Raw genomic sequence first — 16,727 nt, 5'->3', positions numbered from 1 at the left:
CGCTTAGTATCAGCACACAGCTTTTCAGCACACGCATGGGCGTATTCTTGGACGGATTCGGTTTAACAGAAGCGCAGTTTTCGCTTTTGAATCACCTAGCGCGCCGTATGCCAAAGGGACAAAGCGTGACGACCATCGCAGCCGCGGTCGAGGTCAAGCAACCTGCCGTCTCTAAGATGGTCGCGAAATTTGAGGGAATGGGCTGGGCGCGCTTTGAATTGCTTAGCAACGACGCACGTGCGAAACAGGTGTTTCTAACCCAAGCAGGCGGCACGCATTTTCTTGAAGTGCAGCGCGCGTTGCTGCCCGATTATGTGCAAATGATGGAGGGGTGGAGCGATGAGGAGATTTCGACCCTCACCGCTCAGCTTTTTCGTCTTGTTGGCTGGCTCGATCAGAACCGCCTTTAAGGATTAGGCCAAACGGCTTACGACGATCGTGACTTCAGGCTTTTTGCCGATTTCGGCGTTGCAGCTTTGACGCACGCAACGTTTGATCGCCTCTTCCAGCTTTTTGTCATCGCGCAAGGTCTTGGAATTGGACCGTCCGATAAGTTGGTTCAAGTCTTCCTCAAGCACATCGACCAAAGGTGCATTTGATTTGCCTTGCTCCGCAAGACCCATCAGTTCGCACCACGGATCGCCCAGCATTTCATCATTCTCGTCGATGATCACGGTCACAGTGATATGCCCGTTCAACGCCATGCGCATACGATCCCTCACAACACCGTCTAGCGCGCCGACTTGCACGGACCCGTCCAGATAGGTGCGACCCGTTTCGATGTAATCGGCAACTTTCGGTTTGTTGCCAGACAGATCAATCATCATGCCGTTCACGGCGACAATACCCGCCAAACCCTCGACTTCGGCAATCTTAACATGCGTACGCAAGTGACGATGTTCACCGTGCATCGGGATCAGCATTTGGGGTTGCGTAATCTCGTGCATACGTTCCAGATCGGGGCGGTTGGCGTGGCCAGACACGTGATACAGGCCAGAGCTGTCATCAATCACATCCACACCCTTTTCGGAGAGCTGGTTGATGATGCTAATGACACCGCGCTCGTTACCTGGGATGGTCTTAGAAGAAAACAGGAACGTGTCGCCCTCTTTCACCGTCAGGCCTTGGTATTTGCCGCGTGCTAGCTGCGCTGACGCTGCGCGCCGCTCGCCCTGTGACCCCGTCACCAAAAGCATGACGTTTTCGCGTGGAAGCGATGCCGCATCTTCGGAACTAATGCAGGTCGGAAAGTCCTTTAGAACGCCGGTTTCAATAGAGGCTTCGACCATACGACGCATCGCACGCCCCAACAGCACGACAGAGCGCCCTGCCCGCACACCAGCGTCTGCCAACGTCTTCACGCGTGCTACGTTAGACGCGAAGGTCGTCGCAACAACCATGCCCGGCTGATCATTGATCAGGTTCACGATTTCAGGACCAACAGACAACTCCGAACGGCCAGCTGTCAGCGAGAAGATATTGGTGGAATCGCACACAAGTGCTTTCACGCCGTCCTTGGACACATCGCGCCAAAGCTGTTCGTCGAACGCCTCGCCAACAAGTGGTGTTTCGTCCAGCTTGAAATCGCCCGTGTGCAAGACACGTCCATCAGGGCTGTCGATCACAAGGCCAGAGCTTTCGGGGATCGAGTGCGAGATTGGCAGGAAGCCAATGGTGAAAGGACCTACTTTGATGGTCTCGGGCCAAGCCGACACTGTGGTCACGGCTTTGGCTTCGACGCCGTATTCTTCCAACTTGCGACGCGCGATGTTGGCTGTGAACGCGCGCGTATATATCGGCACTTTCAATTGCTCATAGAAATGGCCAACCGCACCAACGTGGTCCTCGTGGGCGTGGGTGATGAAGATCGCCTCAAGTTGGTGGCGACGCTCTTTCAGCCAAGTGATGTCGGGCAGGATCAGGTCCACACCCGGGGTGCCGTCCATATCAGGAAAGGTCACGCCAATATCCACAAGGATCAGGCGTTCTTTGCCCGGTTTGCCGTAGCCATATACATAGGCGTTCATGCCAATTTCGCCCGCCCCGCCAAGGGGAAGGTAGATCAAACGCTCTGCGCTCATTTCGGTTTATCCGTTCTTCTTATTATGCTCGTGGATCACGATCAGACCATGCATTGTGAGGTCATCTTCGATCACATCGAACAGGTTTTGTGCGGTTGCAAACAGCGGGGCAAGTCCGCCTGTGCCAACCACTTTCATCGGCTTGCCATATTCAGTCTTAATCCGGTTGGTAATGCCTTCGATCAGGCCCGTATAGCCCCAGAACACACCCGATTGGATGCAGGCGACAGTATTCGTGCCAATTACGTGCTCTGGCTGGGAAATGTCCACATGCGGCAATGCCGCAGCGCCGTTGTGCAACGCTTCCAGCGAGAGGTTAACGCCCGGGGCGATAACGCCGCCCACATATGCACCGTCCTGTGCGACCACGTCAAAGTTGGTTGCTGTGCCAAAATCAACGACGACGACATTGCCACCATGGCGATCAAACGCAGCCGCTGCATTTGCCAAACGGTCGGGCCCCACTTGCGTTCCCCCATCAACACGCGGCGCGATGGGCAGGCTACATTCAGGCTTGCCAACAACGATAGGGCGACAACCAAAGAAGCGATCCGCAAAGACGCGCAAATTGAAGACAACGCGCGGAACAGTTGAAGAAATGATGACGTCTTGGATATCAAGTTCAATCTTATAGTGATCAACCAGCGTGCTGAACCACGTGAAATAGGCATCTGCCGTGCGGCCATGATGGGTCGATGTGCGCAGCGTACACAGCCATTTTTGGCCATCCCAAATCGAAAAAACCGTATTCGTATTACCGCAATCAATCGCAAGAAGCATAACGTCTATCCGCGTTTAGAAAAATACATCCGCAGCGGCGATTGCCACGCGGGATTGGGGTGTCTTTAGAATAAGATTACCCTGCTCGTCTACCGTCTCGAACGTTCCGACGGTTTCGCTGTTCATGGTGCGCGCCGTTATCACATCGCCAAGCTTGGCCGCACGGGCAAGCCATGCCTCGCGGATCGGCGCAAACCCGTATGTGGTAAACTGCGTTTCCAAACGCGCGTATGCGCTGGCAAGATGGTGAAGGAAGGTTTCAGGATCGATCGCAACGCCTGTTTCTGACACCAGTGAAACAGGGTGCAACGCTTGGGTTTCAACTTGGCTTGGCGTCGGTGCATCCGCAAGATTAACGCCGATGCCAATTGCAAGATGGGATACGCCTGCCCCGCCGCCAATGCTTTCCAGCAGAATGCCTGCAACTTTGCCACCGTTCAAAAGCACATCGTTGGGCCATTTCAGCGCCAGCGCTTGGGGCTGAACACCGATTGCGATGAATGCTTCATACAGCGCGAGTGACGCCACGAAAGAGCGCAGTGCAACGATGTCTGGTGTTTCGTTGGGTTGAAGGACAAGCGTGCCAGCGAAATTGCCTTTAGGGAATTCCCAAGCGCGACCGCGTCGGCCACGTGCGGCGGTCTGGTTCAGGGCCAATATCCATTCCGGCCCTGAAAGTGATTTTGCAATGCGTGCTGCTTCGGCGTTGGTGCTATCGATTTCGGCCAAGACACGTTTCTCATAGGAATCAGGGAAACGCATATTTGGTTTAGTTGACAAGCGTTGCCGCCGCTGCCGCTGCTGCACCTTCAATCCCGAAGAGATTGATCAGGCCCAGAACCATGATTGCCGCGGATCCCATTAGGAAAGTCCACAAGACTGGCGATGAGTTCTTGTCCAAAGCGTCATCCTGCTCGGCACCGAAGTACATAAAGAAGACGATGCGCAGATAATAGTAAGCGCCGATCACGGATGCGATCACACCCGCAATCGCAAGCCACGCAAGACCCGCGTCATAAGCGGCTTGCAGAACATAGAGCTTACCAAAGAAGCCAACCATCGGCGGAACGCCCGCCATGGAGAACAACAGAACCAGCATCGCCAAGGCTTTGCCCGGCTCGCGCTTGGCATATTGGTTCAGCGCGGAAATGTCTGTGACCGCTTGGCCGTCCTTTTCCATGGACAGAATGAATGCGAATGTTCCGATATTCATGGTGACGTAGATCGCCATATAAACCAGCATCGCCTGCACACCCAGCGCAGTTCCCGCCGCAAGACCCATCAACGCGTAGCCCATATGGGCGATAGACGAAAACGCCATCAAACGTTTGATATTGGTTTGACCGATTGCTGCGAAGGCACCAAGAAACATGGACAACAAGGAAAGCAGTGCAATCACTTGGCTCCAATCGCTGACGACACCACCGAAGGCGTCGTACAAGACACGGGCAAACAGACCCATCGCAGCGATTTTAGGCGCGGTCGCAAAGAACGCTGTCACGGGTGTTGGCGAACCCTCGTAAACGTCTGGCGTCCACATGTGGAACGGAACAGCCGACACTTTGAACGCAAGGCCAGAGATGATCAGCACAAGGCCGAATAATAGGCCAACAGAAATGCTGCCATCGGATGCTGTCTGGATAATGCCAGAGAACAAAGTCGTTCCCGCAAATCCGTACGTGAGCGATGCACCATATAAGAGCAAACCAGAGCTAAGTGCGCCGAGGACAAAATACTTTAGGCCCGCTTCGGTTGATCGCGCGCTGTCACGGCGCAGGGATGCAACGACGTAAAGTGAAAGCGATTGCAGTTCTAGGCCCAAGTAAAGCGTCATCAGATCGCCCGCAGAGACCATCACCATCATGCCAACAACGGCCAATGCGACCAGCACTGGGTATTCGAAGCGCAGCAGACCTTTGCGTTCCATATACTCTTGGCTCATCACCAGAACCGCCGCGGAGGACAGTAGGATCGCGACTTTCGCGAAGCGCGAGAACGCATCATCGTTGAACATACCGCCAAAGGCGACATTCGTGCCCTCGCCGTTCACGCCAATCCACAGGGCCAATGTGACAAACACACCCGCCGTTGCCCAGACCAACATCGGGGCAAACTTGTCCTTGCCCGTATAAACTGCGCCAAGAAGAGCAGCAATCGCAAAGAGCGACAGGATAATTTCCGGCATAATGATTGTCAAGTCAGCCTGTATCATGTTCAGCGTCTTTCTTAGTTCGATGCGACAGCGGCAGATGCGTCTGTGACGCTCGCCATTGCTATGTCGAGGGCGGTTTCATAGTTAGCGACCAGCGCCTCAACTGAGGGGCCGATGATATCGAGGACAAGCGCGGGATAGACGCCCAAGAGCAGGGTCATCACCACGAGCGGTGCAAAGATCGCCCGTTCGCGCGGTGTCATGTCAGAAATGGTGCGCAGGCTTTCTTTGATCAGATCGCCCATAACCACGCGACGATAGAGCCATAGACCATAGGCTGCCGACAGGATCACACCCGCCGTCGCAACCGCTGCAACCCATGTGTTCACTTGGAACACACCCATCAATGTCAGGAATTCACCGACAAAGCCTGACGTACCCGGTAGACCCACGTTCGCCATTGTGAAGAACATAAAGATCAGCGCAAACGCTGGCATACGGTTCACAAGACCACCGTATGCATCAATCTCGCGTGTGTGCATGCGATCGTAGATCACACCGACCACCAAGAAGAGAGCGGCAGAGATGAAACCGTGGCTGATCATTTGAAAAATTGCACCGTCGACACCTTGCTGATTGGCCGCAAAGATACCCATCGTGACATACCCCATATGGGCGACCGATGAATAGGCGATCAGTTTTTTCATATCTTCCTGAACCAGCGCTACAAGCGATGTGTACACAATTGCGATGGCTGACATCCACAAGACTAGCGGTGCAAGCACATCAAAACCGACGGGGAACATTGGAATCGAGAACCGCAGGAAACCGTAGCCACCCATCTTCAACAAGATTGCCGCCAGAACCACGGAACCCGCTGTGGGCGCTTGAACGTGCGCATCAGGCAGCCATGTGTGGACAGGCCACATCGGCATTTTCACCGCGAAGCTGGCGAAGAAGGCAAGGAACATCAGAGTTTGCATGCCACCCACGACCTTGATGCCGAGTATCGAAAAGCCCTCGGATCCGAATGTGTGCGTCATTAATGTTGGGATATCAGTTGTTCCCGCGTCCACAAACATTGCGACCATCGCCACCAACATCAGAACAGATCCGAGGAAGGTATAGAGGAAGAATTTAAAGCTGGCGTAGATGCGGTTCGCTCCGCCCCAGATACCAATGATTAGGAACATCGGGATCAGGCCAGCTTCAAAGAAGACGTAGAAGAGCACAAGATCAAGCGCCATGAATACGCCAAGCATGAGTGTCTCAAGGACCAAGAACGCGATCATGTATTCTTTGACGCGGGTTTCGACATTCCAGCTGGCCGCAATAACAAGCGGCATGATGAAAGTCGTCAGCATCACGAAGAGGACTGAAATTCCATCCACGCCCATCTTGTAGGACATGCCCATGATCCAAGCGCCCTCTTCCACCATTTGAAAGCCGGTGTCGGATGGGTCGAACTGCGCGAGGATGAAGAGCGACACAACAAAAGTGGCGCTTGATGCGATCATCGCCAGCCACTTGGCATTGCGCGCGGCCGCTTCGTCACTGCCCCGCAAGAACAGTGCGAGTATCAAAGCCGCAAGCGCGGGGATGAAAGTGACAATGGAAAGAAGATTATCCATTATTGCGCTCCTCCGGAGAACGTCATCCATGTGATCAGAACAAGAATTCCGATGACCATGGCGAAGGCATAAGTAAAGATATAACCTGACTGCGCGCGACCTGCGAGGCGGGTGAAGAAGGGCACAATACCCATCGCCACACCATTGAGTGTCCCGTCGATGACGTTGCCGTCGCCGCGCTTCCACAAGAAACGTCCAATCATCTTGGCAGGTTGCACGAAGATGTAGTCGTAGATTTCATCGAAGTACCACTTGTTCAAAAGGAACTGGTAAAGCGGTCGGTTGTTTTCCATCACACGTTTTGGCATCGCAAGGTTCCAAATATAGAACCACATTGCCAGAACAAGACCGATGACCATCGCAATGAACGGGCTTAGCTTGACCCAAGTCGGCACATAATGCGCGTCATGAATAACGTGGTTGCCCTTGCCTGTGTAGATCGCGCCTTCGCCCGGCTTGCCGGTAAATTCGTAGGACGTTTTCTTGGCTTTACCGCCTTTGGGTTTTGCGTAATCGTCTTTGGCCTCAGCATGGTCACCATCGTCTTTATGATCGTCTTTGGCTTCACCATGCTCGGACGCTTCTGCGTAGGGTACGCCAAAGAAGCTTGCGATTTCGTTCGTCTTACCAAAGAAGCTGCTGTACCAAATCGCACCTGCAAAGATTGAACCAACGGCAAGCACTCCAAGGGGTACCAATATAACCAACGGGCTTTCGTGTGCATGTTCATGCGTGTGTTTGTCGCCACGTTGCTTGCCGAAAAACGTCAAGAACATCAAACGCCAGCTGTAGAAAGATGTGAAGAGCGCCGCGATAACCAGCATCCAGAACGCGTAGCCCATAGGATCGGCCGCAAAGGCGGATTCAATGACCGCGTCCTTAGAGGCAAAGCCCGCAAATCCGATCCAACCCGTCAAAGGAATACCAACACCCGTAATCGCAAGTGTGCCGATCAACATGGCCGCGAATGTGTATGGGATCTTTTTACGCAGGCCGCCGTAGTTGCGCATGTCTTGTTCGTGGTGCATCGCGTGGATGACCGAACCCGCACCAAGGAAAAGCATCGCTTTGAAGAACGCGTGCGTGAACAGGTGGAACATCGCAACCGAATAGGCACCAACGCCTGCAGCCACAAACATGTAACCAAGTTGGGACATCGTTGAATAGGCAATCACGCGTTTGATGTCGTTTTGAACCAGACCGATGGTCGCTGCGACAAACGCCGTTGTTGCACCAAGGAAGGTGATGAAGGCGGTTGCCTCTGGCGCGTATTCCATCAGTGGCGACATGCGGCAAATCAGGAAGACACCAGCCGTCACCATTGTCGCAGCGTGGATCAACGCAGACACAGGTGTCGGGCCTTCCATCGCATCCGGCAACCATGTGTGCAGGAATAATTGCGCAGATTTACCCATCGCACCAACAAACAGAAGGAAAGCGATCAAGTTCGCAGCGTTCCACTCGGCCCAAAGGAAGGAAATCGTTGTGTCCGCCAAAGCAGGCGCGGCCGCAAAAATATCGTCAAAGTTGATGCTATCTGTAAGGAAGAAAAGGCCAAAAATACCAAGCGCGAAGCCAAAATCACCGACACGGTTAACCACGAAGGCTTTGATTGCAGCAGCATTGGCCGAAGGTTTGCGATAGTAAAAACCGATCAGAAGGTAGGACGCAACGCCCACGCCTTCCCAGCCAAAGAACATCTGAACAAGGTTGTCCGAGGTCACCAGCATCAACATCGCGAAGGTGAAGAACGATAGATACGCAAAGAACCGTGGCTTATAGCTTTCGCCGTCTTTCCACTGTGGGTCTTTGTCCATGTAACCAAAGGAATACAGATGAACGAGCGCGGACACCGTTGTAATCACGATCAGCATGATCGCGGTTAGGCGATCCAAGCGAATTCCCCAATCCGTGCTCAAGGAACCGCTTTCGATCCAGCGCATAAGTTGGACTTTTTCTGTGACACCATCGTGGGTCAGAAAAACGATCCAGCTAAAGAAACACGCAACGAAAAGCAAGCCAGTGGAGATCCACATCGCGCCCTTTTCGCCTGTCAACCGCCAGCCAAATCCAGCGATGAGTGCGCCAACAAGGGGCGCAAAAAGAATAAGCGTTTCCATCAGCTCAGCCTTTCATCACGTTGACGTCTTCAACAGCAATGGTGCCGCGAGTACGGAAGAAGCAGACAAGGATAGCAAGGCCAATCGCGGCCTCTGCGGCTGCAACCGTTAGAACAAAGAGCGTGAACACCTGTCCAACCAAATCCCCAAGGAAGCTCGAAAAGGCGACAAGATTAATGTTCACCGCAAGCAACATCAACTCAATCGACATAAGCAGGATGATGACATTTTTGCGGTTAACAAAAAGGCCGAAGATGCCAATGACAAAAAGCGTCGCCGCCACCGTCAGGTAATGCTCAAGACCGATCATTTGTCACTGTCCTTGTTCTTGTTCGTGTTCTTGTTCTTAGAATTTAAAAAGAGAACCACAGTCGCACCGACTGCGGCCCCAGATAGGATGTATGCGGCAAGTACGATCACAGCCCCTGCCCCGGCTTCACATCTTTCAGTTCCATCGCCTTGGCTGGATCACGGTGCATCTGTGCAACCACGTCTTGGCGTTTCACATCTGTGCGATGGCGCAGGGTCAGCACGATTGCACCGACCATTGCAACGAGCAGGATCAAACCAGAAAGCTGGAAAATCAGGAAGTACTGATCGTAAATGATCAAACCAAGCGCTGCCGTGTTATGTGTGTCAGTCGGCGTTACAGCACCGCGCAGCCCTTCGGCCTGTGCGCTGGCTTCCCAAGACCCGAAAGCCATTGTGAGCTGCATCAATAAAACAACGCCAATAAGCAAAGCGAGCGGCATGTATTTCGCCATCTCTGCCTTTAATTCCGCAAAATCAATATCCAGCATCATAACAACGAACAGGAACAAAACCGCGACCGCGCCGACGTAGACAATGATCAACAGCATCGCCACGAATTCAGCACCAAGCAAAACGAAAAGTCCGGCAGAGGACAAGAATGCAAGGATCAACCACAAAACCGAATGGACTGGGTTACGGCTAATCACCGTAAACAAGCCACCCGTGATCGTGCAGATCGCGAAAAGGTAAAAGATAAATACAGCGACGCTCATGTCTCGTCTTCCTTGCTTTCAGTCAGAACTTCCCCAGCAAATTCCATTGCGCGGGTCATTGCGGGAAGGCCTGCAAACATCGACATTTGTGCGATGGCCTCAGTTATTTCGTCTTTGTTTGCACCGGCCTCTAAGGCGTGGCGCAAGGTCATGCGGATCTGCGTCTCATTCTGCGCGCCCTGCATGGTCAAACCAGCAAGCGTCAACAACAAACGCGTCTTTGCATCCAACCCTTCTTTGCTCGCCCCTTTGCCAAAGGACATTTCCATCATGTCCTTGCTCATGGTCGGCCAAAGTTTTTCCATCGCTTGGGGCGAAAAGCCGCCAGCCGCAGGATTAAAGGCCTTCGCCATCTCCTGCGCTTGGGCCATCATCATCGCAAAGGGGTTGTTTGCATCGCTCATCGGTAGGGTGCATCCAATTCGAGGTTACGCGCGATCTGCGCTTCCCAGCGATCCCCGTTCTCGAGCAATTTGTCCTTGTCGTAGAACAGCTCTTCACGGGTTTCGGTTGCGAATTCGAAATTCGGACCCTCAACAATCGCATCCACTGGGCAGGCTTCTTGGCAGAAACCGCAATAAATGCACTTCGTCATATCAATGTCATAGCGCGTTGTGCGGCGTGAACCGTCATCACGTGGTTCCGCATCAATTGTGATCGCTTGCGCGGGGCAAACAGCTTCGCACAATTTGCAAGCGATGCACCGCTCTTCGCCGTTCGCATACCGGCGCAGTGCGTGTTCACCACGAAAACGCGGGCTCAGAGGCCCCTTTTCATGCGGGTAGTTCAGCGTGACCTTTGGCGCAAACATATACTTCAGACCAAGGCCAAAGCCTTTGACGAAGTCTGCGAGGAGGAAATATTTGACCGCACGGCCATAGTCGAAATCTGCCATTGATTTAGCCCCCTACTGTCCAGCGGGCGTATAGGCCCCAGAACCAGTCGAATTTTGCGGCAAACGCCACGAACACCACCCACAAAAGGCTGAGCGGCAAGAAGATTTTCCAACCGATACGCATCAATTGGTCATAGCGGTAGCGCGGTGTAATTGCCTTCACCATTGAGAAGAAGAAGAAGACCAACAACATTTTGCTAACCATCCAGAAGATGCCGTCAGGCAGACCTGGGATGGGTGACAACCAACCGCCGAAGAACATCAACGAGATGAGTGCGCACATCAGAACAACCGCAACCAGTTCACCAATCATAAAGAGCAGGAATGGTGTGGATGAATATTCAACCTGATAGCCCGCCACCAATTCTGATTCCGCTTCGGGAAGGTCGAATGGAGGACGGTTTGTTTCAGCCAGTGCAGAGATGAAGAACAAAATGAGCATCGGGAAGTGCGGTAACCAGTACCAGCTGAGCAATCCGTAATCACTGTCTTGTGCGGCAACGATGTCGCCGAAATTCATGGAACCGGATGAGATGATAATACCGATAATAATCAAGCCGATAGAGACTTCATAAGAAATCATCTGCGCCGCAGAACGAAGCGAGCCAAGGAACGGATACTTCGAGTTGGATGCCCAACCGCCCATAATCACGCCGTAGACTTCAAGCGAGGACACCGCAAAGACATAAAGAATCGCAACGTTGATTTCGGACAAGACCCAACCGTCGTTGAACGGGATCACCGCCCAGGCGATCAGTGACATGACCAATGTAACCATCGGGGCCATCAAGAAGACGGCTTTGTCGGCACCCGCTGGGAAGACGACTTCCTTAACGATGTATTTCAAAAAGTCCGCAAAACTTTGCAGTAGGCCAAAGACCCCAACTACATTGGGTCCACGGCGCATCATAACGGCCGCCCAGATCTTGCGATCCGCGTACATCAAGAACGCGAGCGCAAGCAGCAAAGGAATGACCAGAAGGAAAATCTGTCCAACGATCGTAAGGCCCATGCCCAGAATAGTGGTTGTGAAAAAGTCGTACATTAGGTCCTCACACCGTCGGTATATCGTTTTCGGCACAGGCCGAGACGGTGACTTCTGCGTCAATCGTCTTTAGCCCGCGCGGGAGTGCTGGCGAAATGGTGTAAACAGCATCTGCCAACCATGTGCCACCCTCTTCGACCACGTTTGTACGCAAATGACGCGCAAAACCGTAGCCTCGGATCAGCGCGTATTGCGCAGCGGCACACTGTGCATATTCATCAAGGTCCGAACCATCGCGCGCACCCGTCATTTTCACTTGGAAATTCACCAAATCCCCATCCAAAAGGCGCGTTTGCACGCCTTGGTAGTCAGGTTTGAACGCAACAGGTTTTTCTTCACCTGTTTGCTCGCAGCCCGACACCCCGCCAGCAATAGCTAGCGCAAGTGGAGATATGATGAATGCACGTGTCACTCAGCAGCAATCTTGTCTGCATCGCGGCGCGCTTTCGCGTTTGAACTAAGCTCTGCCATCAACTCACTTGCGCGGGCAATGGGATTCGTCAGATAAAAATCGCTCAACGCATTGCGGAAATCCGCTTTGCCCATCTTCTTGGCTTTCAATGGCTGCCATTCATTTTCCGGCACGCCGCCAATCTGAGCAAGATGCCGCACTTCTGCAACAAGGGCTGTGCGCAGCGCAGCCAAACTATCAAATGGCAGTGTCGCGTCCAACTCAGCAGAGAGCGCACGAAGAATCGCCCAGTTCTCTTTGGCTTCACCCGGTGCAAATCCAGCGCGCATCGCGAGCTGTGGACGCCCTTCTGTGTTCACGAACAGGCCCTGCTCTTCCGTATACGCCGCACCCGGCAGAATGATATCCGCGCGATGTGCGCCGCGATCGCCGTGGCTACCTTGGTAGATCACGAATGCGCCTGCATCGATGTCGACCTCGTCAGAGCCAATATTGTAAATCACCTCTGCATCTTTGGTCGCCGCTTCAACGCCGCCATCCGTGGTGCAACCCGCATCCATCGCACCAACACGGCCAGCGGCTGTGTGCAGAACCATGAATTTGGATTGTGCAGCTGCGGCAGTCGCCATGGCCGTTCCAAGAACCGCCTCGCCGTCTGCCTCGGTGAGCGCGCCCTGGCCGATGATCATCACGCCCGGCGTGCCGTGCTTGTCAGAATGATCCATGTCAGCGATTTTCTGAAGCGCCGCGCGGTCCGTGCCAAGGTGGATGTAGTCATACGTCAGATCAACAGGTTCACCGATCAGCGCAACCGTCGCACCCTGTGTCCACGCCTTGCGAATGCGCGCGTTCAAAACAGGCGCTTCGATCACAGGGTTTGAGCCGATGATAAAAATCATCTTGGCGTCATCGATATCTTCAATCTTTGCCGTTCCGACATAGGCCGAACGATTGCCCGCAGGCAGCTTGGCTTTGTCCGTACGACATTCAACATTGCCGCCCATTCCCTGAACCAATTGCTTCAACGCAAACGCGGCCTCAACAGACACCAGATCACCAATAAGTCCAGCAACCTTCTTGCCCTTCATCGCCGCAGCGGCAGCGCCAAGCGCCTCGCTCCAGTTAGACGGACGCAGTTTGCCATTCTCACGAATATACGGACGATCAAGGCGCTGACGACGTAGGCCATCCCAAACAAAACGGGTCTTATCAGAAATCCATTCTTCGTTCACGCCGTCATGGTTGCGCGGCAACATGCGCATCACTTCGCGACCTTTGGTGTCCACACGGATCGAGGATCCAAGCGCGTCCATCACGTCGATAGTCTCTGTCTTGGTCAACTCCCAAGGGCGTGCCGTAAAGGCGTATGGCTTGGACACCAACGCACCAACAGGGCAAAGATCAATGATGTTGCCCTGTAGATTGCTGTCCAAAGTCTCACCCAGATAGGACGTAATTTCAGCATCTTCGCCGCGGCCCGTTTGACCCATCTGCAAAATGCCCGCCACCTCAGAAGTGAAACGAACACAGCGCGTGCATGAAATGCAGCGCGTCATATGGGTTTCAACCAGTGGACCCAAATCTAGGTCATCCGTTGCGCGCTTTGGCTCACGAAACCGCGAAAAATCAACGCCGTAGGCCATGGCTTGGTCTTGCAAGTCGCACTCGCCACCCTGATCGCAAATCGGGCAATCAAGCGGGTGGTTGATCAGCAGGAATTCCATCACGCCTTCGCGCGCTTTTTTCACCATGGGCGAGTTGGTCTTGACCCGTGGGGCCTGACCTTCTGGACCGGGGCGCAAATCTTTGACTTGCATCGCACAAGATGCAGCTGGCTTTGGTGGGCCACCCACAACTTCCACAAGACACATGCGGCAATTGCCAGCAATCGTCAGACGCTCGTGATAGCAGAAGCGAGGGATCTCGACCCCCGCCTCTTCACAGGCCTGAATGAGGGTCATCGCCCCATCTACTTCGACTTCGGTGTCGTCGATAATGATCTTGCGTAGGTCAGACATGGATTACCTTGCTCTTAGAAGGACGCCAATTTGGCTGCGTTTGTTGATTTCGGCACGACCGAGACGGCACATAGAAGCGGCATCATTTGTAGATGCACCATTCTGTGCCAGATAAGCCTGTCCGCGTTTACGCATCTTGGCCTTCTCGGTTTTGCTCTTGGTGTAGCGGTTAATTTCGTCGTTCGAATAGCCCTTATTACGGGCGTCGCGCTTGAGACCGATCAGAAAGCCAAGCGCGGTAAATGTGCGTGCAGAGATGCTATCGCAGCGGTTGCGAATTTCATCTGCGATGCCAACCGCCAAAAGGCCATTGTTGATTTCAGTCTCGTTCTGAAGATCTTTAGCAGCGGCTGGTGTCGCCAAAACAAGGCTGGCCGCGAAAAGGGAGGCTGTAAGTGTGGATGTCAAACGCATGGAATATCTCCTGTCATGCACACTGCTCTGATGCTTTGGCGATGGGCCAAAACCTGCCCCACACATGGGCTTTGAGCGGTTTGATATGCAATAACATCCCTGATTTCGTTGATATTTCTCATTCCGCACACCGACCTTGAACCGTCAGCACGTCTTCAACGATATTCAACTCAGTTGCCTCAGCTTCTGGGCTTGCAGTCCATTCGATATCAGAGCGGCCGTACTTGTGAATACAATATTTCGTCCCCTCAAAGCGAGCAGCCTCGCGCGCGCCCTCCAAGCTTTGGCTGACAGGTGCAGATGTCGCGGTGAAACTGCGCTTGTCTTCTTTGTTCACTTGCAAACGACCCGCAAATTGCTTGCCATCAAAATAGACAGCCTTAGACGGATCGCTGCACCCACCAAGAGTGGCGACCACCAAACTTGCTATGAAAGCAACGCGGATCATTTGGCTGCAACCGCACGTGTTGTGCGGCCCGATGCCTGTGCTTTGATACGATCTTCAATTTCGTCGCGGAAGTTGTTGATCAAACCTTGGATTGGCCACGCGGCCGCATCGCCAAGCGCACAAATTGTGTGGCCCTCAACTTGCTTGGTTACGTCCCAAAGCATATCGATTTCGCTTGGATCAGCGTTGCCTTGAACCAAGCGCTCCATAACACGCATCATCCAGCCCGTACCTTCACGGCACGGCGTACACTGACCACAAGATTCGTGCTTATAGAACTTGGCCAAACGCCAGATCGCTTTAATAATGTCCGTGTCTTTGTCCATCACAATGACAGCCGCTGTGCCAAGACCCGACTTAAGATCGTTGCGCAGATAGTCAAAGTCCATGATCGCGTCGCGCATGTTTTCGCCGCGCACACAAGGCACAGACGACCCACCCGGAATAACCGCTTTCAGATTGTCCCAGCCGCCTTTGATGCCGCCGCAATGCTTTTCGATCAGCTCTTCGAACGAAATGCTCATGGCTTCTTCGACAACACATGGGTTGTTCACGTGACCCGAAATCGCAAACAGTTTAGTGCCTGCGTTATTTGGACGACCGAAGCTAGAAAACCACTCCGGCCCACGGCGCAAGATCGTTGGAACGACCGCGATGGATTCGACGTTGTTCACTGTTGTTGGACAGCCATAAAGTCCCGCGCCCGCTGGGAACGGCGGCTTCATCCGCGGCATGCCCTTTTTGCCCTCAAGGCTTTCAAGCAAGGCTGTTTCTTCGCCGCAAATATACGCCCCTGCTCCGTGGTGCAGGTAAATGTCGAAATCCCAACCGGATTTTGCAGCGTTCTTACCAACGAGACCAGCCGCGTAGGCTTCGTTAATCGCGGCTTGCAGCGCTTCCTTTTCGCGGATGTATTCGCCGCGTATATAGATATAGCACGCATTTGCATTCATCGCGAAGCTGGCAATCAGGCAACCCTCGATCAGCGTATGCGGATCGTGGCGCATAATTTCACGGTCTTTACATGTGCCCGGCTCGGATTCATCCGCGTTCACCACTAGATAGCTGGGGCGCCCGTCGCTTTCTTTAGGCATAAAGGACCATTTTAGGCCCGTCGGGAAACCCGCGCCACCACGACCACGAAGACCAGACGCCTTCATTTGATCGATGACCCAATTTCGGCCATTCTTGATGATCTTCGCTGTATCATCCCAATGTCCACGCGCCTGCGCGCCCTTCAGCGTGCGGTCATGCATACCGTAGAGATTGGTAAAAATGCGGTCCTGATCGGTCAGCATTGCAGGATCATCCTTTCGTATTCTGACGCTTGCGCCAGATTTGATAAGTCACAACCATCGACCAAAAGAGGGCCGCCATAACAGCAAAGTCGATGAGTAGAGCGTACCGTCCGGGCATTCCCAGCATCGGTGCGATCCATTGGGCCACGATCCAGAACAGCATGGATCCAGCAATCACAAGTGCGACGGTGCGCCCTTGTTTTGCCAGTGCTGCATCTTGATTATCGTGGCCCATTGGAAGTCTTTCCTAGTCTCGTTTCGGTCTTAGTAAACTGAACCCTTGTCGACGCGCTTAGATAACTCTGTCTCACCGCCCGCAGCCAAGGTCTTCGCTTGCTCAACCCAGTTGTCACGTGTCGCACGGCCCTTAAAGCCCTGCAGATTTGCGTTCACCCAAGCCATTTCAGT

General features: G+C 53.4%; 18 protein-coding genes. 1 reads left to right on the top strand and 17 read right to left on the bottom strand.

Annotated elements, in window-relative coordinates; genetic code table 11:
- The coding region (locus QZ279_RS03325) for a MarR family transcriptional regulator (RefSeq protein ID WP_293447908.1) at positions 1 to 410 on the top strand (410 nt) is incomplete at its 5' end.
- Positions 411 to 413: 3 nt separating this feature from the next.
- On the opposite strand, the gene QZ279_RS03320 is transcribed toward QZ279_RS03325, so the two are convergent.
- From QZ279_RS03320 to QZ279_RS03240, 17 genes are all read right to left on the bottom strand, one after another.
- Positions 414 to 2,081 (bottom strand): ribonuclease J, encoded by a 1,668-nt coding sequence (locus QZ279_RS03320; protein WP_293447905.1) that lies wholly within the window; start codon positions 2,079 to 2,081, stop codon positions 414 to 416.
- Between the two features lie 6 nt (positions 2,082 to 2,087).
- Positions 2,088 to 2,861: a type III pantothenate kinase gene (locus tag QZ279_RS03315; RefSeq protein ID WP_293447903.1), complete on the bottom strand. Its 774-nt coding sequence runs from the start codon at positions 2,859 to 2,861 to the stop codon at positions 2,088 to 2,090.
- 15 nt (positions 2,862 to 2,876) lie between these two features.
- Complete coding sequence (locus QZ279_RS03310; protein ID WP_293447900.1) at positions 2,877 to 3,623, bottom strand: biotin--[acetyl-CoA-carboxylase] ligase; 747 nt, start codon at positions 3,621 to 3,623, stop codon at positions 2,877 to 2,879.
- Positions 3,624 to 3,630: 7 nt separating this feature from the next.
- Positions 3,631 to 5,073, bottom strand: coding sequence for an NADH-quinone oxidoreductase subunit NuoN (nuoN, locus tag QZ279_RS03305; protein ID WP_293447897.1), 1,443 nt, complete (start codon positions 5,071 to 5,073; stop codon positions 3,631 to 3,633).
- 14 nt (positions 5,074 to 5,087) lie between these two features.
- Positions 5,088 to 6,644 carry an NADH-quinone oxidoreductase subunit M gene (locus QZ279_RS03300; protein ID WP_293447894.1) on the bottom strand — a complete coding sequence of 519 codons (1,557 nt, stop codon included), beginning with the start codon at positions 6,642 to 6,644 and terminating at the stop codon, positions 5,088 to 5,090.
- Complete coding sequence (gene nuoL / locus QZ279_RS03295; RefSeq protein WP_293447892.1) at positions 6,644 to 8,764, bottom strand: NADH-quinone oxidoreductase subunit L; 2,121 nt, start codon at positions 8,762 to 8,764, stop codon at positions 6,644 to 6,646. The genes QZ279_RS03300 and nuoL overlap by 1 nt, the downstream gene beginning before the upstream one ends.
- A gap of 4 nt (positions 8,765 to 8,768) precedes the next feature.
- Complete coding sequence (nuoK, locus tag QZ279_RS03290; RefSeq protein ID WP_072630106.1) at positions 8,769 to 9,074, bottom strand: NADH-quinone oxidoreductase subunit NuoK; 306 nt, start codon at positions 9,072 to 9,074, stop codon at positions 8,769 to 8,771.
- 106 nt (positions 9,075 to 9,180) lie between these two features.
- Positions 9,181 to 9,789, bottom strand: a complete 609-nt coding sequence (locus tag QZ279_RS03285) for an NADH-quinone oxidoreductase subunit J (protein ID WP_293447890.1) — start codon at positions 9,787 to 9,789, stop codon at positions 9,181 to 9,183.
- A complete protein-coding gene (locus QZ279_RS03280) occupies positions 9,786 to 10,193 on the bottom strand; it encodes a carboxymuconolactone decarboxylase family protein (RefSeq protein WP_293447888.1) in 408 nt (135 codons plus the stop codon). Before QZ279_RS03280 ends, QZ279_RS03285 begins: the two co-directional genes overlap by 4 nt.
- Positions 10,190 to 10,684 (bottom strand): NADH-quinone oxidoreductase subunit NuoI, encoded by a 495-nt coding sequence (gene nuoI, locus QZ279_RS03275; protein ID WP_293447886.1) that lies wholly within the window; start codon positions 10,682 to 10,684, stop codon positions 10,190 to 10,192. Before nuoI ends, QZ279_RS03280 begins: the two co-directional genes overlap by 4 nt.
- A gap of 4 nt (positions 10,685 to 10,688) precedes the next feature.
- Positions 10,689 to 11,729, bottom strand: a complete 1,041-nt coding sequence (gene nuoH, locus QZ279_RS03270; protein WP_293447883.1) for an NADH-quinone oxidoreductase subunit NuoH — start codon at positions 11,727 to 11,729, stop codon at positions 10,689 to 10,691.
- A 7-nt stretch (positions 11,730 to 11,736) separates the two neighbouring features.
- Positions 11,737 to 12,090 carry a hypothetical protein gene (locus QZ279_RS03265; protein WP_293447954.1) on the bottom strand — a complete coding sequence of 118 codons (354 nt, stop codon included), beginning with the start codon at positions 12,088 to 12,090 and terminating at the stop codon, positions 11,737 to 11,739.
- A 47-nt stretch (positions 12,091 to 12,137) separates the two neighbouring features.
- Positions 12,138 to 14,159: an NADH-quinone oxidoreductase subunit NuoG gene (gene nuoG, locus QZ279_RS03260; RefSeq protein WP_293447880.1), complete on the bottom strand. Its 2,022-nt coding sequence runs from the start codon at positions 14,157 to 14,159 to the stop codon at positions 12,138 to 12,140.
- 3 nt (positions 14,160 to 14,162) lie between these two features.
- Positions 14,163 to 14,573, bottom strand: coding sequence for a DUF5333 domain-containing protein (locus QZ279_RS03255; RefSeq protein ID WP_293447877.1), 411 nt, complete (start codon positions 14,571 to 14,573; stop codon positions 14,163 to 14,165).
- 118 nt (positions 14,574 to 14,691) lie between these two features.
- Positions 14,692 to 15,021, bottom strand: coding sequence for a hypothetical protein (locus QZ279_RS03250; RefSeq protein WP_293447874.1), 330 nt, complete (start codon positions 15,019 to 15,021; stop codon positions 14,692 to 14,694).
- A complete protein-coding gene (nuoF, locus tag QZ279_RS03245) occupies positions 15,018 to 16,319 on the bottom strand; it encodes an NADH-quinone oxidoreductase subunit NuoF (RefSeq protein WP_293447871.1) in 1,302 nt (433 codons plus the stop codon). The genes QZ279_RS03250 and nuoF overlap by 4 nt, the downstream gene beginning before the upstream one ends.
- A 7-nt stretch (positions 16,320 to 16,326) precedes the next feature.
- Positions 16,327 to 16,554: a DUF5337 domain-containing protein gene (locus QZ279_RS03240; protein WP_293447868.1), complete on the bottom strand. Its 228-nt coding sequence runs from the start codon at positions 16,552 to 16,554 to the stop codon at positions 16,327 to 16,329.
- Positions 16,555 to 16,727 lie beyond the last annotated feature (173 nt).

The organism is Planktotalea sp., assembly GCF_018607965.1.
Classification (GTDB): domain Bacteria; phylum Pseudomonadota; class Alphaproteobacteria; order Rhodobacterales; family Rhodobacteraceae; genus Planktotalea.
Note: the sequence above shows the minus strand (reverse complement) of the source record. Positions and strands in the feature narration are given on the sequence as shown.

Excerpts from the sequence above, each read along its gene's own strand:
- QZ279_RS03320 (WP_293447905.1), bottom strand. The coding sequence starts at position 2,081 with ATGAGCGCAGAGCGTTTGATCTACCTTCCCCTTGGCGGGGCGGGCGAA.
- QZ279_RS03315 (WP_293447903.1), bottom strand. The coding sequence starts at position 2,861 with ATGCTTCTTGCGATTGATTGCGGTAATACGAATACGGTTTTTTCGATT.
- QZ279_RS03310 (WP_293447900.1), bottom strand. The coding sequence starts at position 3,623 with ATGCGTTTCCCTGATTCCTATGAGAAACGTGTCTTGGCCGAAATCGAT.
- nuoN (WP_293447897.1), bottom strand. The coding sequence starts at position 5,073 with ATGATACAGGCTGACTTGACAATCATTATGCCGGAAATTATCCTGTCG.
- QZ279_RS03300 (WP_293447894.1), bottom strand. The coding sequence starts at position 6,644 with ATGGATAATCTTCTTTCCATTGTCACTTTCATCCCCGCGCTTGCGGCT.
- nuoL (WP_293447892.1), bottom strand. The coding sequence starts at position 8,764 with ATGGAAACGCTTATTCTTTTTGCGCCCCTTGTTGGCGCACTCATCGCT.
- nuoK (WP_072630106.1), bottom strand. The coding sequence starts at position 9,074 with ATGATCGGTCTTGAGCATTACCTGACGGTGGCGGCGACGCTTTTTGTC.
- QZ279_RS03285 (WP_293447890.1), bottom strand. The coding sequence starts at position 9,789 with ATGAGCGTCGCTGTATTTATCTTTTACCTTTTCGCGATCTGCACGATC.
- QZ279_RS03280 (WP_293447888.1), bottom strand. The coding sequence starts at position 10,193 with ATGAGCGATGCAAACAACCCCTTTGCGATGATGATGGCCCAAGCGCAG.
- nuoI (WP_293447886.1), bottom strand. The coding sequence starts at position 10,684 with ATGGCAGATTTCGACTATGGCCGTGCGGTCAAATATTTCCTCCTCGCA.
- nuoH (WP_293447883.1), bottom strand. The coding sequence starts at position 11,729 with ATGTACGACTTTTTCACAACCACTATTCTGGGCATGGGCCTTACGATC.
- nuoG (WP_293447880.1), bottom strand. The coding sequence starts at position 14,159 with ATGTCTGACCTACGCAAGATCATTATCGACGACACCGAAGTCGAAGTA.
- QZ279_RS03255 (WP_293447877.1), bottom strand. The coding sequence starts at position 14,573 with ATGCGTTTGACATCCACACTTACAGCCTCCCTTTTCGCGGCCAGCCTT.
- QZ279_RS03250 (WP_293447874.1), bottom strand. The coding sequence starts at position 15,021 with ATGATCCGCGTTGCTTTCATAGCAAGTTTGGTGGTCGCCACTCTTGGT.
- nuoF (WP_293447871.1), bottom strand. The coding sequence starts at position 16,319 with ATGCTGACCGATCAGGACCGCATTTTTACCAATCTCTACGGTATGCAT.
- QZ279_RS03240 (WP_293447868.1), bottom strand. The coding sequence starts at position 16,554 with ATGGGCCACGATAATCAAGATGCAGCACTGGCAAAACAAGGGCGCACC.